The sequence below is a fragment of the Limnobacter sp. SAORIC-690 genome, from assembly GCF_002954425.1.
Classification (GTDB): domain Bacteria; phylum Pseudomonadota; class Gammaproteobacteria; order Burkholderiales; family Burkholderiaceae_B; genus Limnobacter; species Limnobacter profundi.
The window spans coordinates 3216958-3241642 of record NZ_MQVZ01000001.1; the positions used below are offsets into that span (position 1 = coordinate 3216958).

Below are 24685 nucleotides of genomic sequence, written 5' to 3' on the forward strand. Positions count from 1 at the left end.
TGGTTGTGCATCAAACCGAACAGTTGGCCACCCGCGCTGTGACCGACCAGGTACGCGCCGTTCTGCCCAGTGAGTTCAAGCAGAAAATCCAGGGCTGCAGGCATGTCATACAAGCCCCAGTCCTGCTTTTTCACCTCGCAATGCTTGACATGCGACTCCTGCAAAGATTTTCCGATGCCTCGATAATCAAACACCAATACAGAAAATCCCTGATGGGCCAACCATCGGGCAAACGGAAAATAAAATTTCTGGGTAATCCCTGTTGCGGGGCAAATCAGCAACGGTTTGTCAGTGTTGCCATTTGATGCGGGAAAAAATGTTCCAGCCAAAGGTTGCCCCACGGCTGGAATCGAGACTTCAATCTTGTTTGTCATGGAGGCACCCAATTAATAGTGTCGGTGCCAGTCTAGTTGTTGTTAGCAACTAGATAAGCAAGTGGATCAGCAATTCACTGTTCCACTTGGCGCAAGAATAAATGACGAATCACCGGCGTGATGATTCGTCCTGGATCAGAAAATCCCGTCAACCGCATCCACGACGATGGCTGTTCCTACTGCGATCAACAACAGATCAGTGCCCAACTGAACATATTTGTGGTTCAAAGGTGGTGCGGGCAGGCGAATGCGCAACTCATTGGGAATGTCGTAATAGCGAACATCGCTGCCCAAGGCTCGGCCTTTTTGCCACTGTTTGGCCTGCCCCGGGGGCTGGCAACCGTTGCCCTTCTTGGCCAATCCGGGCGGGCATTTGCCCTTGGCAACCTGGCCACCGTAATAATCGCGCACGATTCGGGTTTCAGAGCTACCAAAATTGAAGGACACAGATACACCGTCTTGACGTGAATCCCGGCCGTCGAAACGGCTGCCCTTCTCGCTGCCACCACCTTTGCGGTTTTCCTTGTGCTCCCGTTGTTCTCCTCTTTCCTTGTTTTTACCCTGGTTGCCGTTGCCTTTTTCAGGTTTATCCGCATAGGCACTGCCGCTTGCGATCAACAATGCGGTGGATGCGACAGCCAAGGTGCGTAGTATCGATTTCATGAACATGGGTGGCCTATAATTGTTTGTAATCCATTAGTAGTACCACCACGATGAACAACAAGCAATCCTTACTCGCCTCTTTGCAACAAAGCCGTGAGCGTGTTCTTGAATTGCTCAACAGCTTGAGTGCACAGCAAACCAAAGTGCCCTATTTGCCGGGCATTAATCCGCCTATTTGGGAGGTTGGGCACGCCGCTTTTTTCTTCGAGCGGTTTATTTTGCAAAACCTGGACAAAGCCTCCTCGTACAACCCCGCGCTTGACGATATCTGGGATTCGTTTGAACTGGCTCACGAGGACCGCTGGCACGAGGGGCTATTCCCGGACAAACCGGACACCCTGCGCTACTTTGACGACACCTTCAACAAGGTGAAACAGCGAATTGAAACCAAACCACTGACCGACAGTGATTTGTACCTGTACAAGTACGCCATTTTTCACCTCAACATGCACATTGAGTCGATGGTGTGGGCGCGCCAAAGCCAGGGCTATGCGCCGCCGCCCTATTCGTTGAAGGACACAGGCGCGGAGAACACATATCCAATCGACCACAGCGATGTGGAAGTACCTGCAGGCCGCTACCGCATCGGCATGCCTTCGGAGTCGGCACATTTCGCGACAGAAGATTTCTGTTTCGACAATGAAAAGCCTGGATTCATCGTTGACATGAAAGCCTTCAAAATTTCGAAAACTCTGGTCAGCAATGCCGAGTTTCTGGCTTTCATTCAGGCAGGTGGTTATGAAAATGACCACCTTTGGAGTATGGCAGGCCTGAAGTGGCGTAACAGCACTGGCGCGAGGCACCCTATATTCTGGAGAAAAGAAAACAGCATTTGGCTGGAACGCCACTTTGATCAATGGCTGCCTGTTCAGGCCAACCTGCCCGTTAAACACGTAAGTTATTGGGAAGCGCAAGCCTACTGCAAGTTTGCCGGGCGACGCTTGCCTTCCGAGTTTGAATGGGAAGTGGCCGCTTTGGGCAACCACGAACAAGGCACCTTCAACAAGTTTCCCTGGGGCAACAACATGGAAAGCCACCGGGTGGACATGGACAGCACACACCTTGCGAGGCTACCAGTAACTGCCCTGCCCGAAGGTGACAGCCCGTTTGGATGCCGGCAGATGATTGGCACTGTCTGGGAGTGGACCGACAGTCTGTTTTTCCCTTACAGCGGATTCACCATGGACATGTACCCCTTCATGTCCACCTTGCAATTCGGAGACCACAAAGTGGTTCGGGGTGGTTCTTGCGCCACTTCTTCCATACTCATTCGCGGCACATACCGCCAAGCCTACACGCCCGATCGAAACGATGTGTTCGTCGGCTTCAGAACCTGTGCCCAATAAGGCTTTATGACCAATTATTACGAAACCGACGAGCTATTAAACCAGTACCTGGCTTTTCACTACGGCGTCGACTATTTTGATGTTCCCAATTACCCAGTGCGCTGCGCTCAACTTTGCCTGGAATTCATGGGCAATCAGCCACGCCGCAAAGCGCTGGACCTGGGCTGTGCAGTTGGAAGAAGTACCTTCGAGCTGGCTTTGGGCTTTGATACAGCTGTGGGCGTTGATCTTTCCGCACGTTTCATCAACGCCGCCCAAGCATTGCAACAGGGCAATGCGCTGAATTACTTTTTGCACGATGAGGGTGATTTGGGCAGGGCCATGCAAGTGTCGCTTGCTGATTTCAATTACAGCGAGTGCAGCCAGCGTGTTGAATTCTCGCAAGGCGACGCCTGCAAGCTGGGCGCGGAACACACGGGTTACGACCTGATATTCGCGGGCAACCTGATTGACCGGGTGAACAACCCCACCGGGTTTTTAAACGACATGCCAAAGCGCATTGTGCCCGGCGGCTTGCTGGTGATCAGCTCGCCCTACACGCTGTTGACCGAGTACACGCCCAAGGAAAACTGGATTGGCGGCATTGAAGAACATGGCAAGCCCAAAACCATGCTTGAAGGCATGCAAGCCGTGCTTGCTCCCCATTTCAATCTGGTTCGCGAGCCATTGAACGTTCCGTTTGTGATTCGGGAAACTGCCCGCAAATACCAGCACAGCATTGCAGAAATGACTGTGTGGGAAAAAAAGGCAGGCTGATTGACAGTCAGCCCGGCACTTATTGCACCACAGGAATGAGTGTCACAGGTACGCCGTTGACTGCGGCGTTCCCACTGGGCTCATCCAGCCATTGCTCATCGGTCAAATCATTGCAACTAACCCCCGCGTGGGCGGCAGCCACTTGCAAGCGCGTGCCTGACTTGTCGTGGCCCCAACCGTGCGGAATACTCACCACGCTGGGCATTACATCGTTTGAAATTTCTACAGGCAATGTAATTTCACCCACTCGGCTGCGCACACGCACGTTGTAGCCGTCTTGCAAATTCAACCGCGCAGCATCCGCAGGGTTGACCATGGCGGTGCAGCGGTTCTTGCCTTTGACCAGGCGCTCGGAGTTGTGCATCCAGGAATTGTTGCTGCGAATGTGGCGCCTCCCAATCAACATCATTTCGGCACCAGCCCGCTTGTCGTCATTCAGCAAGTCGGCCACATAATTTGATGCGGCCTGCAGCACTTCCGCAGGTGCCAGCTGAATTTTTTTGTCGGCGGTTTGCAAGCGGTCTGGAAAACTGGGGCGAAGCGGCCCCAAGTCAACGCCTTCGGGGTGCTGTTTTAATTTGTCCAGACTCAGCTTTTGCTCACTGGCCATGCCATAGGGCCCCATTTGTAAACCCATGTCGAGAATCATTTGAGGCGGCATGGAAGGCCGAGCAGGTTTGCCAATCTTTGCACTGTAGCAGGCGGCCAGTTTGTCCATCAGTTCCCAATCGTCCAGGCTTCCTTGTGGTTTTGGCAAGGTGGCCGCGCTGTACTTGGCCTGGTTACGCACACCGAAAATATTGAAAATCAAATCGTAGTGATCATGCTCAAGAGGCGATGTGGTGGGCAAAATCACATCCGCATGGCGATTCGTTTCATTGATGTACAGGTCCACGGACACCATGAACTCAAGCCCTGCCAAAGCCTTGTCAAGCTGCTGGCCATTGGGTGTAGACAACACAGGGTTGCCCGCAACGGTCACCATGGCCTTGATTTGTCCTTCGCCCCAGGTTTGAATTTCTTCAGCCATGATGGCACTGGGAAACTCACCCAGCGCCTCAGGCTTTTGGCTGACCCGGCTGTGCCAGCGGCCATAACTGCCGGGCTTGCTGTTGGGCGCGGCAATCAGGTCTAGCGCAGGGTTGGCCACCAGGCTTCCTCCAACCCGGTCGGTGTTGCCCGTCACAAAGTTCAGCAACTGAATACCCCACTGCGCCAAGGTGCCATGGCGTTGGGTACAGGCGCCCATGCGACCATACGCCACCGCCTTTCCGGCATTCGCAAAATCACGCGCAATTTGGCGAATGGTGTCCGCGTCAATACCACACTCGGCCTGCGCCACTTCAGGCGTCACCTTTGAAATCGCGCCCAAAGCCGCAAACAAACCCTCACTGTGGTGGGCCAGGCGATCCATGCGGGTCAGGCCCTCCTCCACAATGGTGTTGATAAGTGCGAACACAAAAGCCGCATCGCTGGCAGGCCTGATGAAATGATGCGCATCAGCCACCTCGGCGGTTTCGGTTTTGCGAGGATCAATCACGATCAGCTTTCCGCCGCGCGCCTGGAGGGCCTTGATGCGTTTGGCCACATCGGGCACAGTCATCAAGCTACCGTTCGAAGCGATCGGATTGGCCCCCAGCATCAGGAAATATTGGGTGTGGTCAATGTCCGGGATGGTGATGAGCAGTTGGTGCCCAAACATCCAGTAACCCAACAGCTGCATGGGCAACTGATCAACCGAGGTGGCTGAAAAACGGTTGCGTGTTTTCAGCAACCCCAGAAAATTGGCACTGTGGGTCATCAAACCCCAGTTGTGCACATTCGGGTTGCCCTGATAAACACCCACGGCATTGGCACCATATTTTTGCTGCACCTGAAACAACCCTTCACAGGCCAACTCAATGGCGTCTTCCCAGGTGGTTTCTACCCATTGCCCGTTCACTTTTTTAACCGGTTGCTTTAAACGGTCGGGGTCTTCCTGAATATCCTTCAGAGCCACTGCCTTGGGGCAAATGTGCCCACGGCTAAAGGGGTCTTGCTCATCGCCCTTGATTGAAACAATCTGATTGTTGTCTACCTCGATCTTCAAGCCACAAATGGCTTCACACAAATGGCAGGCGCGGCGATGGGTTTGCAAGTCTTGTCTCCTGATTGTTCTGATTATTACTTTGACCTACATACTACTGTCGAAGGTGTAATACCATCAAGCAAACTCAAGGAGACATCATGATCAACGCTTACGCAGCTTTCGAGGCCAAAGGCCCACTCAAACCCTATCAGTACGACCCCGGTGAACTGGGTGCATTTGATATCGAAATCGATGTCGACCACTGCGGCATTTGCCACAGCGATGTCAGCATGCTCGACAACGACTGGGGCCGCGCCCAATACCCCATGGTGGCTGGCCATGAAATTATTGGTCGCGTGAGCAAATTGGGCAGCCATGTCAGCCACCTTGTATTGGGTGATGTCGTGGGCCTTGGCTGGCATGCAGGCTACTGCGAAAGTTGCAGAATGTGCATGGGTGGCGATCACAACCTGTGCAGCACAGCCAAAGGCACCATTGTTGGTCGTCATGGCGGGTTTGCTGACAAAGTACGCGCTCAAGCCATCAGCGCGGTAAAAATTCCCGCAGGTGTCAACCCGGCAACCGCAGGCCCGCTGCTGTGCGGTGGCATCACCGTTTACAACCCGCTTGTGCAATTCAATATTTCACCGCAAAGCAAAGTGGCGGTGATCGGCGTGGGCGGTTTGGGCCACATGGCGGTAATGTTTCTCAAAGCCTGGGGCTGCGAAGTCACTGCATTCAGCAGCGACCCCTCCAAAACCAATGAACTGAAAAGCATGGGCGCACACCACGTGCTCAACAGCAAAGATCCTGACGCCCTGAAAAAGGCAGCGGGTTCATTCGACCTGATTTTGTCGACTGTGAATGTGAAACTGGACTGGAATGCCTACATTTCTACATTGGCACCCAAAGGGCGTTTGCATTTTCTGGGTGCAGTGCTGGAACCTCTGGACATCGGCGTGTTTGGATTGATGGGCCAGCAACGCACCATTTCATCCTCGCCGGTGGGCAGCCCACGCGTGATTGCCGACATGCTGAAATTCGCAGCCTTGCACAACATACAGCCGATTGTAGAAACCTACCGCTTCGAGCAGATCAATGAAGCGATTGAGAAGGTACGCAACGGTAGCCCCCGCTTTAGGTGGTATTGTCACGATAATCCCCCCCTTTTTACCCCCCACCCCCACCCTTTGATGCGATTGATTTCGTTGAGCATTGAGAGGAATCTGGGTGGGAGGGTTCTGAATACATCTAGAAACGGCAAAAGACCGAAAAAAGCTCAGAGAGGACTGCAGGAATTTGCAACAAATTTATCACGAGAATGAAATATAAAAGGAAATTAATCTCTTTATAAATCATGGATCTTTGATGATCACCTCATGTGGATACTTAGAATTTGTCGCAATTTTTGTAGGTACTGTTACATGAAATGACAAAAAATGTGATTTTTTCCAAACATTTGTTCAGTCAACACTTGTTCGCACAATAAATTCGGGCAAGTATTCATTAACTCAACGAGTGAACAATAAAAAATATGGTCGCACAAACAAAGCCATTCGAGAGTACGGCAGCAACGCTTGCAAGCCTCTCCTCGGGCACATCGATCGCAAACAATATTGCTTATTTCAGGGCACACCATCCGGTCGATCCATGCGACTGTGAATACAGCGAATTGGCTGCGCACATTGAGGACAATGGCCTTCTGAACCTTAGTCTGCCGTTCATCCTTCGAGGCCTTGCTGAGACAGAAGGCACAACCTGGCACTACTTCCGTGGTCTGATGAAAGCCCATTCCGAGTTGCGGCCAAAGATCAAAACCGTCGAATCCACGCCTCGCCTGATCGGCGAACTGTTGAAAGTGTGTATTTACGAATACGACGCAATCAATCAGGAAGCCTTCGACAAAGCACAGGCCTGCAGTCTTGCGGTGCTTGAGACAGCAGCCTACCTTTTGGTTCATTACAGCCCGCACGAAGGCAATCAATGGCTTGACGCGATTTATCAAGATTGATTTGCCTCTGACAAAAACCCCCTGACGCAGCAGAAGAAATTTGGGATTGCTGCAAAAGAAAATATTTCGTATATTGATGTATATTCGAATTAATAAAATTTGCAAACTCGCTGAAAACCGATCCATACGAAGAAGGTAAAACGAATATGGAATTTGCTCTTGGTCTAGCCATCGTGTTGATGGCATGGAATACAACCGGGGAAACGAGTGGGGAGACAGGTGCCACAGTTGCGATGAACACACCCGCACACGCCATGGTGGCAGAGAAACATGAGGACCACCTTCCTTATTTCGCGGATGAGTTGCTATCGCGCAATGTCGAGCTGGCCAGGCACAGCGCCCCAGACCCCCTGCCGCAAGCCCGAAGCTTCGTAGCGGTTGCTCAGCCAAACCTCGAACCCAAATCTCCGAGCGCCACTTCAAACAAAACCAGCAACATACAGCTGGCCATGCAAGCCCCATCCTCCGATGTATTCATAGTTGACCTGCCGCCCAAAGTGATTCGGGACGCCGAGCAATTGGCTGCTCTGCCTGTGAAACAGGAAAGCGCAAGGCTGGTGGTGACACCGCGTGCCATTCAATGGGAATTGCGTGTTGAAGACGGCCGGCTGGACAAAGCCATTCGCCGTTGGGCCAAGGAAGCGGGTTACACATTTCGCTGGGATGCCGACCGCTACGTGATGATTGCAGCGGGCACCACCTTCTCCGGTACGTTTGAATATGCAGTGGAACAAGTGCTTGAAACACCGGGAATCAAGAACAGCGAATACCCCCTGGAAGCCTGTGTTTACAACAACGAACCGCCATTGCTGCGCATTACCCGCTTGGGCGATCAAAAAGAAGAGTGCCGATAAAACATGAAGACACCACTGAACAGAACACTGGTATGCACTGCTGTTGCAGCATTGCTAAGCCTTGGAACAGCAGCTTGCACAGGCCCACAGATCAAGGCTGAAGTACAGGCTGACAATGACAACGGTTTGCGCAAAGTTGAGCAGGTGAACACCAGCTTGCAAACCAACGGTTCCTTTCGTGGTGGTCGGCAATACGCCGAAGAACAAGCCAAGCAACAACAAAATGCGAAGGTGCTGAAACGCGCCAGCAAAAGCTGGATTGGCGGCACCTTCGTGCATGTGAATGACGACGACAAGTTGCCCGCGATTTTTCATGAAACCTACAAAATGAATTTCGCGGACAAAGGCCGCCCTGTGGATTTGAATACAGTGGCAGCCCGCCTGACCCAAATGGTCGGCATTCCTGTGCGCATTCAGCAAGACGTATTCAACACACCAGTCAGCGCCGAACCCCGCCGCGGCGCACGCCAGTTACCACCAGTAAGCGCCCCTACCGAGGCGGCACCACCGGTATCCACGCCAGTCGCAGTGGACAGTGTGGCCCTGGCGCCCCGTACCACCGTAGGTGCCGTGGCGATGAACTGGGACGGTACACTGATTGATTTTTTGAACAACACCACCGACAAACTGGGCTTGTCCTGGGAGTACCGCGACAACTCAATTGTCATCATGCGTTACACCACCGCCATGTATGAGCTGGCCTCTTTCCCCAATGGCTATGAATACGCCATGAGCAGCGGCACGCAAGGCCGGGTGCGGGGCAATGAAGTGCAAAGCAATTCGAATTTGAGCGTGTCCGAGAAAGGGAAAATTGACGGCCAGGCCAGCATACTGGAAGTGATCAACCGCATGGTGGCCTCGGTGCCCGGTTCCGAAGTGATCGTAGCCGAAGGCACTGGCCGAGTGATGGTTAAAACAAGCCGCGACATGCAAACCCAGGTGCGCGACATGATCCGCGCCGAAAATGCAAACATGCTGAAACAGGTGCATGTACAGCTTGATATTTACTCGGTCATGTCCAAGAAAGACGACCAACAGGGCGTGAACTGGGATGTTTTTTTCAGAAGCCTTTCTCAGCGCTACGGCATTGGCGTGTTGTCGCCAGAATCGCTGGTGGCCCCTGAAGCAGGTTTGATTGCACTGACCATTCCGGAAGCCTTGCAAGGTTTTATTCCCGGACAAAACCCACCCAACAGCCCTACCAATCAACGCTTTGGTGCCAGCTCGGCCATTGTGCAAGCTTTAAATGAAATTGGCGACAATGTTCAACACCGCCCCATTTCCCTGGTGGCATTGAACAGGCAGTGGGCACGCAAAGCAAGGCTGACCACCACGGGTTATTTGTCGGAAACCAAACCCGCCTCCTCAGGTGCTCTGGGTGGCGGCACGGGTGTACCCGGCTTGACCACCGATGAAATTACAACTGGTGACCAGTTTGCGGCCATGCCGTTTATTCTGGACAACAACACCATCATGCTGAAAATGGGCATTAGTTTGTCTGACCTCACCAGCCTGCTAGAAATTACCACTGGCTCTGGCGAAACCCTGCAGCGGGTTCAAACGCCCAACACCAGCAGCATTTCTGACCAGTACACCATCGCACTTCGCCCAGGTGAAGTGATGGCCATCACAGGCCTGTCACGCGATGTGTCCGGTTTCAGTGAGCGTAAGCTGACCGAGCAGGCACCTCTGCTGGCTGGTGGTTCGCGCAACTTGTCCACCATGCGAGAGAACTTCATCGTTCTGGTTCGCGCGGTGGTGCTGTAAGCATGGAGATGCGCCATGGCTGAGCAATCTGCAGTAGTTCATCAGCTGGGGAAAAAAGCCTACATTGCCGGCTTGAACTGGCAGCCACTGGCACGCTCAAGCTACAGCAAACGCATTGCCGATATTCGGGAGTATGCCGACCGGATTGATGCCACCAAGCATATTTTGCTCAAGGGCCATCAGAACGAATACCTGGGTCTTTATAACTACGATCCTGACATCTCGGATGAAGAACGCACCGGGCAGGTGTACAGCCTGGCGGCCATGTTGGCCACACAGAATGAGCAGGAACACGCCATCTATGCCATTCGCATAGAGGAAGGAAGCAAGAAAGGCCAAATGGCCTTGATGGTGATTGAACAGGGTGCGCCCACCATGGACATCATCGGCAGCGATGCCGAGGTGGTCAGCACTGTGAACACTTACACCAATGGGTCAATCGAAAGTTCGGAATACCATGTTTACAGCAACGCCCCAGAGCTGTTTCCGAGTGCCCTGCCCCTGGACATTGCAGCGCGCTTGGGCAGCTTCAGCAACAAACATGCGCTGATTGGTTTACCCACCGATTTGATCAAAGCCTCGGCGATGCTTGCCGTGGTGCTTCTGCTGGCTGGTGGCGTGTATGGCGGCAACGAATACCTGGAAGCCAGCGCACGTGAAGCCCGCATGAAGCAGGCGCAGTCAAGCATACAAACCCCGCAGTATTTGAAAAAACTGGCGACCGATCAACGCAATGTGGGGCTGGCCAATACCGATGTAATTGAAATGCTGAACCTGTTGAGCGAGCAACCTTTCATGGCGCGAGGCTGGCTATTGGAAAGCATTCAGTGCAACCTGGGCAAGTGCAGCAGTGAATGGCAATCGCAAGGCGGCTACACGCAAGAGTTGGTGAGCTTTTTGAACAACCAGCAAAGCAGCCCCGACCCCAAAGACGTCAACAAACTGAAGTTTTCGTTTTCATACGACATGGTCTCCCGGGGCATTCAGCAGTTGCAGGATTTGCCCAAAAAACAGGAAGCCAGCGAGCTGCTTTACCTGGAACAACAGGCTTGGCAAAAAGCGGGCATTCAGTTCAAGGTCGACACCCAAGGCCAAACCTGGCCCACTGGCTTCAAGAGCATTCCACCCAATGTGTCGGTGAACCGCCATGCAACTGAGGTGACGGGCAGCCTGACCCTCATGAAAGACTTTCTCGATCGATACCCTTCCGGAATTTACTGGAATCAGATTTCCATGAAGATTGAACCCAAAAACCTGGATGCCGCCGTGATGGTGACATTGAAGGGAGCACTGTATGCGTACTAAATATTTACTGGGCGGCCTGCTGGCGACATTGGCATTGAGCAGCCTGCATGCGCAGGAAAATGCAACACCCAAAGTTGAAGCCAAGGCCGAGAACAAAACCGCAGTGACACCGGTTGAGAACATCAAGCTCAACGGGGTGACAGTGCCTTTGAACATCAAAACACTGGCTGAAATTCAAAGACTGCAAGAAGAACAGGCCATGCGGGAAGAATTACAAGCTGCGCTGAAAATTGGTGGCAGTGTAACAAGCACGGCAAGTAAACCATTGGCAACACCCACACCTGCAGCAGTTGCGCCAAGCAAAGCCACAGCAACCCCAGTGCGAGCCTCCAGCAAGGCAGCACCTGCAGTTTCAGCCAACACAGTACTCGGCGTGTATGGCACAACAGGTGCAATGACCGCTGAAATTCAAACAGCAGGTCGAAGCGTACGCACACTTCGCGAAGGCGAACAACTGGGCAAATTCAATATCAGGCGAATCACCCGGAACGGACTGGAATTGGTCGCAAGCAACGGCAACACGCAGCATGTCTCCGTGGGTGCGCAAGTGAGGTTTTGATCATGAAAAGAGACCCGGCACTGAATTTGTTGGCCACGCAGGCGGAGAAGTCACTGAAGGTTGAAAAACTCAGTGAACTGCCCGCGTTTTCGCGCGTGCTGACCGACGGCAGTGCGGGAGCTTTGCTCAAGCTGCCAGCCGCTGTTGAAAAATATGTGTGTGCCATTGAAACAGGCGTGAAGCGTGCCATCATTCTGTACGATGCGGAAAAACTCGCGCAGATTCGCCCCTTCATTTCACACCTGCGCGGCAAACTGATTGCCGAGAAATTCACATTTGAGCGACCTGAAATTGGTTGTGGTGGTGGCGTAATCGAGCACTTGATCGAAAACTCCCGAACCAAAATCGACAATCCTGAAGGTGAAGAAGACCCGGCTGTAGCGCAGTCCAAAGCCAAAGAAATTTTTGAATCCTGGGTAGCTCTGGCTGTGCAGGAACGCGCAACCGACATTCACGTACAAGTGGTCAACAACATTGCGGAAGTGAAACTGCGCGTGGATGGTGAACTTGAATTTTTGCGCGATCAGCAAGGCGGCGTGTACACCCCGCTGCAAGCCGAGCGTGCCGTGGCCTGGGCCTACAACAATGCATCGGGCAAGGGGTCGAACAGCAACAGTCAGTTCTCGGTGGGCGAAAACCTATACTGCATGATCGCCGCCCGCGAAGTGGGTGGCAAACGTGTGGCCATGCGTTATCAATCCATGCGGGGCTGGGCCGGGATCAAAGTGGTGTGCCGCTTGCTGTACGTTGACATTGATGCCCCTACCCTCAGCTATGAGCAGTTGGGTTATGCCCCTTCGCACATGAAGCAGTTAAAGAGTGCATCCAACACGCCCTCCGGCACCATTATTTTTGCGGGTGTTACGGGTTCAGGCAAAACCACCACGCTGAAAACTTTCATTGAAACGCACCCTGGCAATGGTACAGACGCGTTTTACTCCATTGAAGACCCGGTGGAATACCCATTGCGAGGCGTTCATCAAATTCCGATTCAGCGTGATTTGCTGGACCGAAAAGGCTCCGCCGCCAAATACGCCGAAGTGGTTGCTGGCCTGATGCGAGCCGACCCGGGCTGCGTGTTGATGGGTGAAATTCGCGACCCGGCCACTGCGATCTCGGCACAACAAATTGTTGAAACAGGCCACATGGCTTGCGGCACGGTGCATGCGCATTTGATATCCGGTATTGTGCCCCGCCTTACTAACGAAGAAATCGGTATGAGTCGCGATGTGCTGACCAACCCGAATATTTTGACACTGCTGGTGTACCAAGCCTTGGTGCCCAAGCTGTGCCCACACTGCAAAATTGGTGGTCGCTTGTATCAGCAGGGCATGCCCGACTCGGAGCATGTGCTTGAAATCCTCGACACACTGGAAAACCGCTACGGCCTTGAACGTGATTTGTTCTACTTCAAGAAACAAGGCGGTTGCCCCAAGTGCAAACACCGCGGTACTGCTGGCCTGAGTGTGGTTGCTGAAATTTTGACCCCCGACCGGAAGTGGCTGAACCTGATTCGCCAGGGCAAAGACTATGAAGCCATGATGTACTACCGGTCGAAATCGGATGGCAACTTCAAATCCGAAAACATGGATGGAAAAACCGTGTTTGAACACACACTGTTCAAGGCACTGCAAGGCGACGTGGACCCACGCCATTGCGAACGCTTCGACAGCTTTGACCGTTTCGAAATCATGAACGACGCAGACCGCGCCGAAACTGCGGCTTACACCTGAACATGACATTCAAAAAGAAACTCACCAATCTTTTCAATGCCATCAACTTGATGGACTTTCGCGGCAAGCGCGAAGCATTTTATGAACAGCTTGCCAAATCGATAGAGAACAAAGAACAGTTCAAAACCTTTCTGGAAGAAGAACTGAAAATTGCCCGCCACAAGCGAACACGCAACAGCAGCCGGGAAGCGGCATTGAAGCTGATGGTTCGTAAACTGAGTTTGGGCGACGACTTTCTGATCAGCCAAATTCTGGGCACCGTAATGCCACAAAACGACCGCATGATGCTGGCCGCCGTGGACGAAGCCAAAGACAAACCGGGCACCTTGCGTGCATTGGCCGCAGCGATCAAATCACAAAAAGAAGCCAAAAGCGTGATCTGGAAGGCCATTTTCCCGCCGATGGTATTGATACCCGGTGTGGCAGGTTTTAGCTACGTGCTGGCCACGCAATCCATTCCAATTATTGTGAAAGTGGCACCGCCTGAAGTGTGGACGCCGTTCAATATGTCGGTGCGAATCGTGTCGGAAATTGTTGCCTCTCATGGCGGTTTGATTGTGGCCAGTGTTATTGGTGCTATCGCCGCATTTACTTATGCTCTGCCCCGCTGGAAAGGCAATTTGCGAAGCCAATTGGAGCAAGTGCCGCAGGGCTGGGGCTTCTTGTTGTTTCCGGTGGCGCCATTCTTATTGCCTCTGTCCATTTACCGCGACTTTCAGGTCAGCCTTCTGGTCACCTCGCTCGCGGTGCTGTTGAAAAGTGGAGCCACTTTGTCGTCGGCACTCGACACTCTCAAACGCAATGCCGACCCGTGGATGCGCTGGCATTTGAAAAAGATCATGAACCACCTGAACGTGGCCCCCACCGATTACATTCCCGCATTCAGCAAAGGGCTGATGAGCCCGAAGCTGCTGGCGCGCCTGGCCACCACCATTCGCAACAACCCGCAATTCGACAAAATTTTGATTCAGTTGGGTACTGAGGGTGGTGAAGACATTCGCAATGAAATTGGCAACACCGCCAAGGGTTTGAATGCCGTGTTATTGAGTGTTGCTGCGGCTGTGGTGGTGTTTTTGTATGTGGGGCAATTGTCGATCAGCCAAAGCATGACCGAGGAACTGGACCCTGTGAAAAGAATGCAACGCATGCGTTGAAATAAGTGCTTGACACAGCATGCATTTGATCTACAATTAATTCGTCTGTTGGTATATATACGGAATGCTTGGGCCAACATGTACTACACAATTTCCCTTCGGAGAGGAATCAAAAATGATTACATCGCACACACTGAATGCCCGCCGCAAACAAAGCGGTATTACCCTGATTGAAGTATCAATCGGCCTGATCATCGCAGCGATTGTTGCTGCCGCAGCCTTTATTGCATTCCAGAACAATGCACGCCGTACCGAAGTGCAGGACAACATCAAGCAGATAACAGAGATCATTAGCGAAACCAAACAAAAAGTTGGTTCTACTTCTGGATACGCTGACTTAACCACGCCGATCGCAGCACAGCTTGCAATTCTGCCGGCAGATCAAGATGGAAACCCATTACCAAACAGCTACAACGCGGCCGTTACATTGGTTGGTGTAGATGCAGATAACGCCACCTTGACCTGGACAGGTGTTGAGGGCGATCAATGTTCAGACATCGTTTTAGCGGTGGCTAACGGTGTCACAGACATTACAGGTACACCGACATCAGGTACCGGCGGCACTGTAAACGACATCGCTGGCGATTTGACACTCGCTCAAGCATCGACAATTTGTGGTACTGACGGATCACCAGTTACCTTGGCTCTAACCTTCGGCCGTCGTTAATCACATCTCATGTAGCACAGCAAGGGGGCAACACTGCCCCCTTGTTCATTTGAATCAAGGCGAATTACCATGCTTGACTCACTGAAACACAGCAACACCAAGCACACTGGCTTTCTCAGCATCGAGTTGGCGCTGGTGCTGATCATCAGTGCCATCATTGCCTTCGCTGTGGTTCAACAACAAGCACGTTCTGCAAAATCCTCTGTCGCGAAAATCCAGGCTGATCAACTCAACCAGGTCGGCGACGCATTGAATTCTTACACCGATTTATACCGGCGCGGCATTTCCGCCCCCGGCGATTTACAGGTGGATTTGAACAACGACGGCATCACCGATGTCACCATTCCCGAAGACCCCGTCACAGGCAATGAAGGCAGCAAACTGACCCCCACCATTGAAAACCTGATTGATGTGGGCCTGTTGCCTGCAAGCTTTGTGAACCGCCCAGCTGCATCGAATGGACAATTCATTACCCGCCTTTCAATTTTGCCGGCGGGCTGCTCAATGGCAGCCGACAATTGCCGCATTGAAGGCTACATTACCCTGAGCGAACCAGTCACGATTGGCGGGCAAGACGGTGCTGCTGGCGAATTCGACATTGAAATTGCAGGCGACATGCTGAGCTTCATGGGCGGCAACGGATTCACCACACTACAAGCCGACACCCCTGCTACCAGTGCTGGCGGCAACTTCACTGTGGCGCTGGATATTGATGGTGACGGCACGACCGATGCCAACACACCCGCGGGCATACCCGGCGTACGTGTGGGTGCCCTTGCCTCCCGATACGATGTTCGCAACCCGATTCCTGATGTTGATTTTTGCCGAGGCAACCGCACCCTGAACTGGGTGAATAGCGGCAATTCATGCACCACCGTTATTTTTAACGACACACCAGTGGGCTATCGCTTCGTAGCAGTGGATGCCGACAGCGGCGGCGGCGCAGGTGGCGGCGGCAGTGCCTTCATTCGCTGTGTGTACAACCCGAATGCCAACCCGCCCGCGCAACTGTCCATTCTCAGCAGCTGCTGCCAAAATGGTAACCAGTCTTGCACCCCACCTGCGGTGCCTTGATCATGAACAGGCGCCAGTTTCTTGCTGCTGCAAGTTCGGTTTTACTGACCGCACACCTGGACAAACTGGCGTGGGCCGCACAATCCCCCAGCTACACCCTGCTGGATATTCAACGCGGCCCGGATCGCTTTCAAATTGATTTCAGCACGCCTGAAGGTTACCGCACAGCCGCCTGGATGCTTCGCGATATTCGAGCCAATCGGGTGGGCGTGCCCAATATTGAAATGTTGCAACTGGCAGCATGGGCTCAAATTGTTTTGGCTGAACACCACGCCTACACCGTGTTTGAAGTAACCTCGGGTTTGCGGACACATCACACGAATTCCATCATCGAGGGTGCAGCCCGACATTCACGCCATTTGCCCGATGAGAGCGGACAGTTTTACGCCATGGACATCAAACCCATTGGTGTGAATATTGATCAATTGGCTAAAACCCTACAGTACCCCGCATTCGGGGGGGTTGGTGTTTACAGAAGCCATGTACATTTCGACATTCGCGACTACGCCACACAATGGCGTTCAAAAAAATGATTAAATTCATTAACTTGAGTCACTTCAAGTCAACCACAAAGCGACATGATACGTTGTCCATTTGTGTTAAATAATGATTTTTAGACCAAATTACAATTTGAAAGTCTTGATTCCGTATCATCATTAACCCACGAGATTGCTTTATCACGCGCCATGCCTCAAATTAACAACAAGAACAAGCCACGCACAGGTGCCTACCTGAACCTGTTCAAGCAAAAATACGGGCTAACCGTGTCAAAAATGTGCGCTTTGTTCGGTATCAGTACCCAGGCGAAATTCAACTCAATTGTTCGCCCACCCGAGGGCAATTCAAGCGATGAACCGCTCGATCCCACGGTTGCTTTGATCTTGAGGTTGTACGAAACCCATGAGTCGCTGGTTCCTTTGAACAATGAGCTCAGCCTGGAAGACACCTACAAAATGTTCCAAAGGGTGTTTGGAAAAACGAAAGTCAGCGAAAGCACTTTTGGTCAATTGTTGGGCCGCAGTGCAGGTTCGGGTTACCGGTGGTTGAACGGTTCAGGCAATGCCACACCGCAAGTGGGCATCGTGCTGGAAAGGCTGCACCACATGTTGGCCAGCGGCATGGAAGAACCGGAGGTTTGCTATTTGTGGCTGGACATTGTTCATCAGGAATACCGGGCGCGTAACCAGGTGCCACCGCTAAACGATATAGACGCAGTGAAGTTGTTGATTCAGAAGTACCCGCTTAAATACAAACACATGGCGTCATGAACAAAACATGGATTACACCGAGGTCAAACTGATTGCTGTGTGGAGCGGACCCAAGGCCCCACCCAGCCAGTTGAAACTTTCTGATTACAAATTGCCCGTGGCAGGTCGCATGCCGAAGAACTACTTCAATGCACTGTACGGCAACCGCAATGCCTACATGGCATTGGGTGAACTGTTGTCGCAAGCGCAAAAAGCAGGTCATTACTTTTCAACAGCCACCATTACTGTGGGCATTGAAACGCCACGCAAGCCGGGCGTGGTGCACCTGGAAGACCTGGGTGAAGAAAGTGGCACGCAATTTGTGAATTTGTCGCGCGTATCCAAAGAAGTGGTGTCAGAAGTGGCTGACATTTACCGTGCGTGTAGCGCCTTTAAAAAAATACCTGAGGGCGAAATAGACTGGCGCAAGCCCTTTCGCTTCATGCCAGAATGCCCGGAGCACTTGCCCGTGGTGTTCGATCTGCTGCAGTGCTCAGTGCTGGTTCACCCGGTGGCTTTTACCACCACACCCGAGGGCAAGCACCACTTCATTGCCAGCTTCGATCCCGATCGGGTCAAAATTCTGGACGCCCAACCCAACCGGCATGAAATAGGCCCACACCCAGAGCAAATCGTTTTTTAAATGTGGTACTGGGGTGTTTTGTGGTTGGGTGCGTTGGGGCCAGCCTGTTGAGGCGGCAATATGGTAATGATGGGCTGAGTCAGCTGATTGCTGAGTGAAAACGCCTGAGGAACCATGCCGTTTTCATCGGCATGCATGTAAATAATCGACATGACTGCGGCGCAGAAGCTGATCACCAACACTGCCATCATGGTAAAAATCACCGCCAGTATTCGTCTTGAAAGCCTTGGCTTTGCCGGGTTGAGTCCGTTCATGCTGCTGTCCTCCGCACCTTGGCATTTAACATTACAACTTCTGTACAAAATTACAAGCCATTCTTGCGCTGAAAAGTTTGCCACTGGCGAATAATTTCATGCAATGCAGCAAGGCCGTCGGTCAATGCTGCCGGCCCAGGCTGCAAAATCAAGGGCGATTTGACCTCGAAAATTTGCTGGTGCTTCACCGCACTCACATTGCCCCACCCTGTGCGCGCCGCAACGGTTTCAGGGCGAAATTTTTTGCCGCACCAAGAGCCAATAATGATGTCGGGATTGCGGCGAACAATTTCACTGCTGTCGGCAATAATACGGTTCTTGCCCAGGCTTTGCGTGGCCAGCTCGGGAAAACAATCGTCGCCCCCGGCAATACCAATCAGCTCGCTCACCCATTGGATGGCGCTGATCGGCGGCTCGTCCCATTCTTCAAAATACACCTTGGGGCGCACAGTCCATTGGCTGGCTTCAGCGCGTATGTCTTCCACTTGCGCCTGCATTTCTGCAATCAGTTGCAGGCCCTTTTCCGCAGCACCCACCATGGCGGCCACCTGGTACATCATGCTGAATATCTCAGGCACCGAACGTTGGTTGAACACCGTCACCTGAACGCCATGGCGAATCAATGCACTGGCAATATCGGCCTGCAAATCAGAAAAACCAAACACGCAATCAGGCTTCAAAGCCAAAATTTGATCAATCTTGGCAGTCAAAAATGCACTCACCTTGGGTTTTTCAAGGCGGGCTTTGCGTGGGCGCACGGTGTAGCCGGAAATACCGACAATCCGGTGTTCCTCACCCAGCAGGTAAAGCCACTCCGTGGTTTCTTCGGTGAGGCAAACAATGCGTTGGGGCAGCTGTACAATTGCGGGCGGACTCAACATTTATACCTCAATACCCATGCGCTTTGCCCGCCGTTGCCAGCGCTTGCGAGCCAGTTCGCGCATGTCGGCAACCTTGTCACCTTCGTCCACAATTTCTTCGCCCAACAAGGTTTCAACCAAATCCTCCAGCGTGAGTAGTCCTTTGGCTTCACCATATTCGTTAATGACCATCGCAATGTGCTGATGCTGCTCAAGAAATATGTCGAGTACCTTTGAAAGCGGGGCTGTGTCGGACACTGCGAGTAGATCACGCCTAAGTTCGCTGATCGGCATATCGCCTTGCTTGCGGGCCTGCGCTGTCAACAGGGCTTCCCGCAAAACAAAACCAATCAAATGATCAGGTTCGTCCTCGTAAATCGGAATTCTGGAAAAAGGCGTGTGGGTTTTTACCTTCAAAGCTTCATCTACGGTCAAATCCTTGTTCAGGGTAAACATCACAATTCGGGGTGTCATCACATCGCTGACATTGACGCTGCGCAGTTCAAGCAAATTTTGAATAATCGCAGATTCCCGATCGCTCAACACGCCCTGCTCTTCGCCCATGTTGGCCATGGCGGCGAATTCGCCTCGGTCCACATCGTTGTCTTTTTTCCCGCTCGAGATCAACCGGGTCAACTTTTCCGAAACAACAATCAGCGGATACATCGCCTTCACCATGAAATTGACATAAATCAAGGTAAAGGCAGCCAATTTTTTCCAGTGTGTGGCTCCCAGGGTTTTGGGAACGATTTCAGACAGAAACAGAATGAGCAGCGTCATAACCGCCGAGAACACGCCGAACCACACTTCACCAAATACCGCGGTGGCTTTTGAACCGGCGCCGATCGCACCGAGAGTGTGGGCGATAGTATTGACAGTCAGGATCGCAGCCAGAGAGCGATCCAGATTGGTCTCCCTCAGGTCTTTCAGCTTTTGAGCCTTTGAGGGATTGGATTCTTTCAGGCTGGCAATGTAGGAGGGAGTCATGCTGAGCAATGCAGCTTCACACAACGAGCAGAGAAAGGAAAAACCTAGCGCGGAGGCAACATAAACGATTAGCAAGAGGGCGTCCGCGCCCAACGTCGAGGGGTCCATTGAAAAATCCAGTAGTTTAAAACAGCGTGCTTTTTCAAGCAGCTATAGACTAACACACACGATATTTCGTTCAGTTGGCTGAATCACTTGCACAGGTCTTCGGTGCCAAAGCGAAAACGTGCGCCTGTGTATTGTTCAATTTCTGCAATGGCCTTGCAGGGGTTCTCGCCACGATCGATTAAATGCTGCGATGCATAGTGGTTGGCCCGGGTTTCAACCTGATCGAGAAAATTCTTAAACTCAGGGTCCTGGCCATACGCGCCCAGAAGCGTCATGAACGCATTGTTCATCAGTTCGGTGTCTTTGGCGTTGGTTTGGTGAATGCGTTTCAACAAGTCATACCCACGCGGGGGTCGTCGTATTTCAGGTGCACCAGTTCATGCACAAAAACATAGCGCAGGGCTGTGTCGCTCAGGCCTTCAGAAAAGGCTTCGTCAATCACGATCTGGGTTTTGCCCTTGGCAAAAGCAAACAAGGGGCTTTTCTGAAAACCCATGCGGGAATATGGCACATCGTACTGCTGGCGCAGTTCTTCAAACATGCTAAGGGTGTCGGCGAAATCGCGTTGGGGCGGCGTGGTGCAGCTGCTTACCCAGGGAAGCAGGAATAAAACCCAAATCCAGCGAAACGGCGTAAGGTGCATTCGGTAATGAATACCAAGTTGTGAGTATTGTGACGACAGCGTATCGAAATACTACTATCAAATAGAAAGGCCGGTGAAAATTTGTTCAACCCTTTGGCAGCCCTCAAGCCGACTGGCTGCACCTTGGTTTTTTGCGTTACACTGCCAGCCCTTTTTCAATTTCAGCGAGCAAAGCCATGTGGTTTAAAAACCTGTTCATCTTTCGCCTTACCAAATGGGAAGAAACCCCCGAATCGCTGGAAGACAAACTGGCCAAACAAGCCCTGCAAGCCTGCGGTGGCATGGACTTGCAAACGCGCGGTTGGGTTTCTCCAAAGGCCGAGGGCGAACCCTTTGTGCATCGAAGCGGCCAGCAGTTGCTGATTTCATTGGGCTTGGAAAAAAAGCTGCTGCCCAGCACGGTGATCAATCAATTCACCAAAGCGCGCGCAGCGGAAATTGAAGAACGCGAAGGCTACAAGCCCGGCCGCAAGCAGATGAAAGAAATCAAGGAAGCCGTGACTGACGAATTGTTGCCACGGGCTTTTGCCATTCGCAGCCGAATTAATGCGTGGATAGACCCGCAGGGCAAGTGGCTGGTGATTGACGCTGCAAGCCCGGCCAAGGCCGATGAACTGGTCGGCATGCTGATGAAAAGCGTGGAAGGCGTGGCCATGGCTTTGGTCAAAACCAAAATATCGCCCACCGTGGCCATGACCGCCTGGCTGGCCGAGAACGACAACCCGCCCCCCTTTACCGTGGACCAGGACTGCGAACTGAAAAGCCGTGGTGAACAGGCCGCCACTGTGCGCTATGTGAAGCACTCGCTGGAGTCTGAGGAAATTGCGAAGCACATCAAGGGTGGTAAGGACGTGACCAAACTGGCCATGACCTGGGCCGACAAAGTGTCTTTCGTGCTGCATGAAAACCTGCAAGTGAAGCGGCTTGCACCTTTGGATGTGATCAAAGAACAGGCCGCCCTCAGTGCCGACGATGATGCCTTTGATTCCGACTTTGCCTTGATGACCGGTGAATTGAGAAAGCTGATTCCCGGTTTGATTGATGTACTAGGTGGAGAACTGACTGGCGCGAATTCGCAACTCGCAGCCTGATATTTTCGAAACTCAGTGCACAAGTGTTAACTCTAGCCGCTTCGAAATTCAAGATTTCGTTGCGGCTGTACCTCAACAATCAAGAACAATTATTAAATATTTAAATTTGGGTTCATGCCAAGGTCAAGAATCAGTATGATTCCCCCACCCTTTGAACCAACTGGTAAAACCCAACCTTCAATGACCACACGAGTTGACCCCAACAGCCCGATCCACTGGCCCGGCGCAATCACCCTGTTCGGAACCACCATTGCTGCACTCATTCTTGTACCCGCTTACGCCTGGTTCAACGACTACAGCACTGCAGCCTGGGTGTCATTCGTGGTGTTGGCCATTCTGAATGGCATTTCGATTACCGCCGGTTACCACCGCCTGTGGGCACACCGCACCTACGAAGCCCACTGGACCGTGCGCTTCGTGTTGATGTTCTTCGGCACCATGGCCGTGCAAAACAGCATTTTGATTTGGGCTTCGGGCCACCGCACACACCACCGCCATGTGGACGACACCGAGCACGACCCTTACTCGGCCAAGCGTGGCTTCTGGTTCTCGCACATGGGCTGGATGATTCGCAAATATGAATCCGGCAAAGAAGACTTCAGCAACTCGCCTGACCTGCTGAAAGACCCACTGGTGATGTTCCAGCACAAACACTACACCGCCTTGGCCTTGGGCATTAACTTCGGTTTGCCAGTGATTATTGGCCTGCTGGTGGGCGACTTGTGGGGTGTGGTGCTGCTGGGTGGCCTGGCTCGCCTGGTGTGGTGCCACCAAACCACATTCTTTATCAATTCACTGGCGCACATTTGGGGCCGCCGCCCTTACACCGATGAGAACACCGCCCGCGACAATGATTTCCTGGCGATTTTCACCTATGGTGAGGGGTATCACAACTACCACCACCTGTTTCAGTACGATTACCGCAACGGCATCAAGTGGTTTCACATTGACCCCACGAAATGGCTGATTGCCGGTTTGTCTTACTTGGGCTTGACCAAAAACCTGAAGCGCTGCGACAAGTTCGCCATTGAAAAAGCACGCATCGCGATGCAATTCAAACGCGCCGAAGAAAAAATGCAGGCACAGCCCACCTCCATGCATGCGCATGTTGAGGCCATGAAAGCCCGCCTTGCGCAGGAATACGAGCACTACAGCAAGGCTTTGCAAGACTGGGCCAAACTGAAAGAAGCCTGGTACCAGGACACAAAAAACGCCATTAAAAACGGCGAAACCCTGGCAGCCTACAAAGCGAAATTCAAAGCCATGGAAGTTGAAATGCGCCTGCAACGCAAGCGCTTGCAAGCACTGGTTCGCCAGGTTCAAAAACCGGCATTGGCTGCCTGATCAGTTAAATGAAACGGGCCAAGGTGACTGCCACCTTGGAGCCTGACCCGATGGCACCCACCCAAAGCCTGGCGATCAACCCGCCGGGCTTTGTCGTTTTTGCGGCTGCCTCGTCGCGGTGTGCGCACTCATCCAGTTGAAACTCAATCAGTTGCGCCTTGAGTACCGTGTGAGTGCCCAACGCATTCAGCTTGTCGATTTGTTCCTGGTAGTGCAGGTTCACAAAAGTTTCCACGGCAGCAATGGTTCGGTACACCGCAACCGGCCCGAACAGGGCAGGCAAAGCACCAGTGATGAAGCCCGCAATGCGCCAGGGCACCAACAGCCAGCTTCGGCGAAACACGGGCAGCAGCTCATTCATGGCCTTTAAATGGCGTTGCTCAGTTTGCAGGTGTTCACTGGCAAATGCGCGAATTTCAGGGTTTCTTGAAACCGCCAGAATGCCCTTGTAAATCCACACCGCCCCGGTTTCACCGGCATGGTCGGTGCGAATATCGGCCACCAATGTGGACGGCAAATGGCTGGTGTCGAATTTCAAAACAAAGCGTTGAATGGCAGGGCGTACCGGCAAAAAGCCGTTGTAAGCCTTCTCCATCAGCCACAACATGCCGGGCACTTTGGCCAACCACGCCAACACCCGCCAGCCGGGCAACTGCGCCCACACATGCACAAAGGCCGCAGCACCACTGAGCAATTCGCCTTGCACCGTGCGCGTGTGAAAACGCGCCATGAGTTGTTCTTTGGATTGCCCTTGGGGCAGTGGCGTGTCGGGTTTGGAGACATCCACCCAGGCTATGGGCTGATCGGGCGTGATGTTTTGGTACACCGCGATTTCACGGCGGCACATGGGGCATGAGCCGTCGAAATACACCTCAACACATTGGGGCTGGTTTACAACTTGTTGGTCTTTAACTGCCATGACCGTACTGCCTTGATTGAAACTGCTTTGGGATAAAACGATTACCCCAGTTTAACTGTGTACTTCACGCCGTCAAACTCGATGACATCGCCACTCACAATTTTCTTGCGCTTCTGGGTTTCAATTTGGCCGTTGACCAACACGTGGCCATCGGCGATTACATTTTTTGCTTCGCCGCCGCTGGACAACCAACCCTGAAACTTCAAGATTTTGTAAAGCTCAACGGGTTCTTTGTTGATGATGACTTCGTTCATGGCG

At 52.5% G+C, this 24685-nt stretch carries 27 protein-coding genes; 17 read left to right on the top strand and 10 right to left on the bottom strand.

Features of this window, described 5'->3' with window-relative positions:
• The coding region (locus BSZ31_RS15270; RefSeq protein ID WP_146106747.1) for an alpha/beta fold hydrolase at positions 1–374 on the bottom strand (374 nt) is incomplete at its 3' end.
• 135 nt (positions 375–509) lie between these two features.
• Positions 510–1037 (bottom strand): hypothetical protein, encoded by a 528-nt coding sequence (locus BSZ31_RS15275; protein ID WP_206018624.1) that lies wholly within the window; start codon positions 1035–1037, stop codon positions 510–512.
• 50 nt (positions 1038–1087) lie between these two features.
• On the opposite strand from BSZ31_RS15275, the gene senA reads away from it, so the two are divergent.
• The gene (senA, locus tag BSZ31_RS15280) at positions 1088–2383 is read left to right on the top strand and encodes a selenoneine synthase SenA (RefSeq protein ID WP_105029460.1); all 1296 of its coding nucleotides are present in this window, start codon (positions 1088–1090) and stop codon (positions 2381–2383) included.
• Positions 2384–2389: 6 nt separating this feature from the next.
• Positions 2390–3139: a putative 4-mercaptohistidine N1-methyltransferase gene (locus BSZ31_RS15285; RefSeq protein ID WP_105029461.1), complete on the top strand. Its 750-nt coding sequence runs from the start codon at positions 2390–2392 to the stop codon at positions 3137–3139.
• 19 nt (positions 3140–3158) lie between these two features.
• On the opposite strand, the gene BSZ31_RS15290 is transcribed toward BSZ31_RS15285, so the two are convergent.
• A complete protein-coding gene (locus tag BSZ31_RS15290) occupies positions 3159–5276 on the bottom strand; it encodes a molybdopterin oxidoreductase family protein (protein ID WP_105029462.1) in 2118 nt (705 codons plus the stop codon).
• Between the two features lie 89 nt (positions 5277–5365).
• Here BSZ31_RS15290 and BSZ31_RS15295 point away from each other — a divergent pair, with 89 nt between their 5' ends.
• From BSZ31_RS15295 to BSZ31_RS15355, 13 genes are all read left to right on the top strand, one after another.
• A complete protein-coding gene (locus BSZ31_RS15295; protein WP_240605729.1) occupies positions 5366–6532 on the top strand; it encodes an NAD(P)-dependent alcohol dehydrogenase in 1167 nt (388 codons plus the stop codon).
• Between the two features lie 209 nt (positions 6533–6741).
• A complete protein-coding gene (locus tag BSZ31_RS15300; protein WP_105029463.1) occupies positions 6742–7218 on the top strand; it encodes a hypothetical protein in 477 nt (158 codons plus the stop codon).
• Positions 7219–7364: 146 nt separating this feature from the next.
• Positions 7365–8072, top strand: a complete 708-nt coding sequence (locus tag BSZ31_RS15305; RefSeq protein ID WP_105029464.1) for a TcpQ domain-containing protein — start codon at positions 7365–7367, stop codon at positions 8070–8072.
• Between the two features lie 3 nt (positions 8073–8075).
• Positions 8076–9839 (top strand): type II secretion system protein GspD, encoded by a 1764-nt coding sequence (locus tag BSZ31_RS15310; protein ID WP_105029465.1) that lies wholly within the window; start codon positions 8076–8078, stop codon positions 9837–9839.
• A gap of 15 nt (positions 9840–9854) precedes the next feature.
• Complete coding sequence (gene pilO2, locus BSZ31_RS15315; protein WP_105029466.1) at positions 9855–11144, top strand: type 4b pilus protein PilO2; 1290 nt, start codon at positions 9855–9857, stop codon at positions 11142–11144.
• Positions 11134–11703 (top strand): hypothetical protein, encoded by a 570-nt coding sequence (locus BSZ31_RS15320; RefSeq protein WP_105029467.1) that lies wholly within the window; start codon positions 11134–11136, stop codon positions 11701–11703. Before pilO2 ends, BSZ31_RS15320 begins: the two co-directional genes overlap by 11 nt.
• Positions 11704–11705: 2 nt before the next feature.
• Positions 11706–13436, top strand: a complete 1731-nt coding sequence (locus BSZ31_RS15325) for a GspE/PulE family protein (RefSeq protein ID WP_105029468.1) — start codon at positions 11706–11708, stop codon at positions 13434–13436.
• 2 nt (positions 13437–13438) lie between these two features.
• Entirely contained in the window at positions 13439–14590 is a 1152-nt protein-coding gene (locus BSZ31_RS15330; protein ID WP_105029469.1) for a type II secretion system F family protein, read from the top strand.
• A gap of 115 nt (positions 14591–14705) precedes the next feature.
• Positions 14706–15257 carry a type 4 pilus major pilin gene (locus tag BSZ31_RS15335; protein ID WP_168427073.1) on the top strand — a complete coding sequence of 184 codons (552 nt, stop codon included), beginning with the start codon at positions 14706–14708 and terminating at the stop codon, positions 15255–15257.
• Positions 15258–15326: 69 nt separating this feature from the next.
• On the top strand, positions 15327–16331 hold the full coding sequence (locus BSZ31_RS15340) for a hypothetical protein (protein WP_105029471.1): 1005 nt from the start codon (positions 15327–15329) through the stop codon (positions 16329–16331).
• A gap of 2 nt (positions 16332–16333) precedes the next feature.
• Positions 16334–16864: a D-Ala-D-Ala carboxypeptidase family metallohydrolase gene (locus BSZ31_RS15345; RefSeq protein WP_105029472.1), complete on the top strand. Its 531-nt coding sequence runs from the start codon at positions 16334–16336 to the stop codon at positions 16862–16864.
• 153 nt (positions 16865–17017) lie between these two features.
• Positions 17018–17599 carry a hypothetical protein gene (locus BSZ31_RS15350; RefSeq protein WP_105029473.1) on the top strand — a complete coding sequence of 194 codons (582 nt, stop codon included), beginning with the start codon at positions 17018–17020 and terminating at the stop codon, positions 17597–17599.
• Between the two features lie 7 nt (positions 17600–17606).
• On the top strand, positions 17607–18221 hold the full coding sequence (locus BSZ31_RS15355) for a hypothetical protein (protein ID WP_105029474.1): 615 nt from the start codon (positions 17607–17609) through the stop codon (positions 18219–18221).
• On the opposite strand, the gene BSZ31_RS15360 is transcribed toward BSZ31_RS15355, so the two are convergent.
• From BSZ31_RS15360 to BSZ31_RS15380, 5 genes are all read right to left on the bottom strand, one after another.
• Positions 18218–18475 carry a hypothetical protein gene (locus BSZ31_RS15360; protein WP_146106723.1) on the bottom strand — a complete coding sequence of 86 codons (258 nt, stop codon included), beginning with the start codon at positions 18473–18475 and terminating at the stop codon, positions 18218–18220. The two genes, BSZ31_RS15355 and BSZ31_RS15360, sit on opposite strands and share 4 nt — an antisense overlap.
• 50 nt (positions 18476–18525) lie before the next feature.
• Positions 18526–19356, bottom strand: coding sequence for a cobalamin-binding protein (locus tag BSZ31_RS15365; protein ID WP_105029476.1), 831 nt, complete (start codon positions 19354–19356; stop codon positions 18526–18528).
• Positions 19357–20430, bottom strand: a complete 1074-nt coding sequence (locus BSZ31_RS15370; RefSeq protein WP_105029477.1) for a hemolysin family protein — start codon at positions 20428–20430, stop codon at positions 19357–19359.
• Between the two features lie 83 nt (positions 20431–20513).
• Positions 20514–20762, bottom strand: coding sequence for a hypothetical protein (locus tag BSZ31_RS15375; protein WP_146106724.1), 249 nt, complete (start codon positions 20760–20762; stop codon positions 20514–20516).
• A complete protein-coding gene (locus BSZ31_RS15380; protein ID WP_105029479.1) occupies positions 20759–21073 on the bottom strand; it encodes a M48 family metalloprotease in 315 nt (104 codons plus the stop codon). Before BSZ31_RS15380 ends, BSZ31_RS15375 begins: the two co-directional genes overlap by 4 nt.
• Positions 21074–21249: 176 nt before the next feature.
• Here BSZ31_RS15380 and BSZ31_RS15385 point away from each other — a divergent pair, with 176 nt between their 5' ends.
• Positions 21250–22164 carry a recombination-associated protein RdgC gene (locus BSZ31_RS15385; RefSeq protein WP_105029480.1) on the top strand — a complete coding sequence of 305 codons (915 nt, stop codon included), beginning with the start codon at positions 21250–21252 and terminating at the stop codon, positions 22162–22164.
• A 180-nt stretch (positions 22165–22344) separates the two neighbouring features.
• On the top strand, positions 22345–23508 hold the full coding sequence (locus BSZ31_RS15390) for a fatty acid desaturase (RefSeq protein WP_240605730.1): 1164 nt from the start codon (positions 22345–22347) through the stop codon (positions 23506–23508).
• A gap of 4 nt (positions 23509–23512) precedes the next feature.
• Here the strand turns inward: BSZ31_RS15390 and BSZ31_RS17460 are convergent, their stop codons facing one another.
• Both BSZ31_RS17460 and BSZ31_RS15405 read right to left on the bottom strand, forming a co-directional pair.
• A complete protein-coding gene (locus BSZ31_RS17460; RefSeq protein WP_240605731.1) occupies positions 23513–24427 on the bottom strand; it encodes a demethoxyubiquinone hydroxylase family protein in 915 nt (304 codons plus the stop codon).
• Positions 24428–24468: 41 nt separating this feature from the next.
• On the bottom strand, positions 24469–24681 hold the full coding sequence (locus BSZ31_RS15405) for an RNA-binding S4 domain-containing protein (RefSeq protein ID WP_105029482.1): 213 nt from the start codon (positions 24679–24681) through the stop codon (positions 24469–24471).
• Positions 24682–24685: the final 4 nt, after the last annotated feature.

What these genes read in the sequence shown, in the direction of transcription:
- BSZ31_RS15275 (WP_206018624.1), bottom strand. Translation starts at nt 1,037, where the DNA reads ATGAAATCGATACTACGCACCTTGGCTGTCGCATCCACCGCATTGTTG.
- senA (WP_105029460.1), top strand. Translation starts at nt 1,088, where the DNA reads ATGAACAACAAGCAATCCTTACTCGCCTCTTTGCAACAAAGCCGTGAG.
- BSZ31_RS15285 (WP_105029461.1), top strand. Translation starts at nt 2,390, where the DNA reads ATGACCAATTATTACGAAACCGACGAGCTATTAAACCAGTACCTGGCT.
- BSZ31_RS15295 (WP_240605729.1), top strand. Translation starts at nt 5,366, where the DNA reads ATGATCAACGCTTACGCAGCTTTCGAGGCCAAAGGCCCACTCAAACCC.
- BSZ31_RS15300 (WP_105029463.1), top strand. Translation starts at nt 6,742, where the DNA reads ATGGTCGCACAAACAAAGCCATTCGAGAGTACGGCAGCAACGCTTGCA.
- BSZ31_RS15305 (WP_105029464.1), top strand. Translation starts at nt 7,365, where the DNA reads ATGGAATTTGCTCTTGGTCTAGCCATCGTGTTGATGGCATGGAATACA.
- BSZ31_RS15310 (WP_105029465.1), top strand. Translation starts at nt 8,076, where the DNA reads ATGAAGACACCACTGAACAGAACACTGGTATGCACTGCTGTTGCAGCA.
- pilO2 (WP_105029466.1), top strand. Translation starts at nt 9,855, where the DNA reads ATGGCTGAGCAATCTGCAGTAGTTCATCAGCTGGGGAAAAAAGCCTAC.
- BSZ31_RS15320 (WP_105029467.1), top strand. Translation starts at nt 11,134, where the DNA reads ATGCGTACTAAATATTTACTGGGCGGCCTGCTGGCGACATTGGCATTG.
- BSZ31_RS15325 (WP_105029468.1), top strand. Translation starts at nt 11,706, where the DNA reads ATGAAAAGAGACCCGGCACTGAATTTGTTGGCCACGCAGGCGGAGAAG.
- BSZ31_RS15330 (WP_105029469.1), top strand. Translation starts at nt 13,439, where the DNA reads ATGACATTCAAAAAGAAACTCACCAATCTTTTCAATGCCATCAACTTG.
- BSZ31_RS15335 (WP_168427073.1), top strand. Translation starts at nt 14,706, where the DNA reads ATGATTACATCGCACACACTGAATGCCCGCCGCAAACAAAGCGGTATT.
- BSZ31_RS15340 (WP_105029471.1), top strand. Translation starts at nt 15,327, where the DNA reads ATGCTTGACTCACTGAAACACAGCAACACCAAGCACACTGGCTTTCTC.
- BSZ31_RS15345 (WP_105029472.1), top strand. Translation starts at nt 16,334, where the DNA reads ATGAACAGGCGCCAGTTTCTTGCTGCTGCAAGTTCGGTTTTACTGACC.
- BSZ31_RS15350 (WP_105029473.1), top strand. Translation starts at nt 17,018, where the DNA reads ATGCCTCAAATTAACAACAAGAACAAGCCACGCACAGGTGCCTACCTG.
- BSZ31_RS15355 (WP_105029474.1), top strand. Translation starts at nt 17,607, where the DNA reads ATGGATTACACCGAGGTCAAACTGATTGCTGTGTGGAGCGGACCCAAG.
- BSZ31_RS15360 (WP_146106723.1), bottom strand. Translation starts at nt 18,475, where the DNA reads ATGAACGGACTCAACCCGGCAAAGCCAAGGCTTTCAAGACGAATACTG.
- BSZ31_RS15365 (WP_105029476.1), bottom strand. Translation starts at nt 19,356, where the DNA reads ATGTTGAGTCCGCCCGCAATTGTACAGCTGCCCCAACGCATTGTTTGC.
- BSZ31_RS15370 (WP_105029477.1), bottom strand. Translation starts at nt 20,430, where the DNA reads ATGGACCCCTCGACGTTGGGCGCGGACGCCCTCTTGCTAATCGTTTAT.
- BSZ31_RS15380 (WP_105029479.1), bottom strand. Translation starts at nt 21,073, where the DNA reads ATGCACCTTACGCCGTTTCGCTGGATTTGGGTTTTATTCCTGCTTCCC.
- BSZ31_RS15385 (WP_105029480.1), top strand. Translation starts at nt 21,250, where the DNA reads ATGTGGTTTAAAAACCTGTTCATCTTTCGCCTTACCAAATGGGAAGAA.
- BSZ31_RS15390 (WP_240605730.1), top strand. Translation starts at nt 22,345, where the DNA reads ATGACCACACGAGTTGACCCCAACAGCCCGATCCACTGGCCCGGCGCA.
- BSZ31_RS17460 (WP_240605731.1), bottom strand. Translation starts at nt 24,427, where the DNA reads ATGGCAGTTAAAGACCAACAAGTTGTAAACCAGCCCCAATGTGTTGAG.
- BSZ31_RS15405 (WP_105029482.1), bottom strand. Translation starts at nt 24,681, where the DNA reads ATGAACGAAGTCATCATCAACAAAGAACCCGTTGAGCTTTACAAAATC.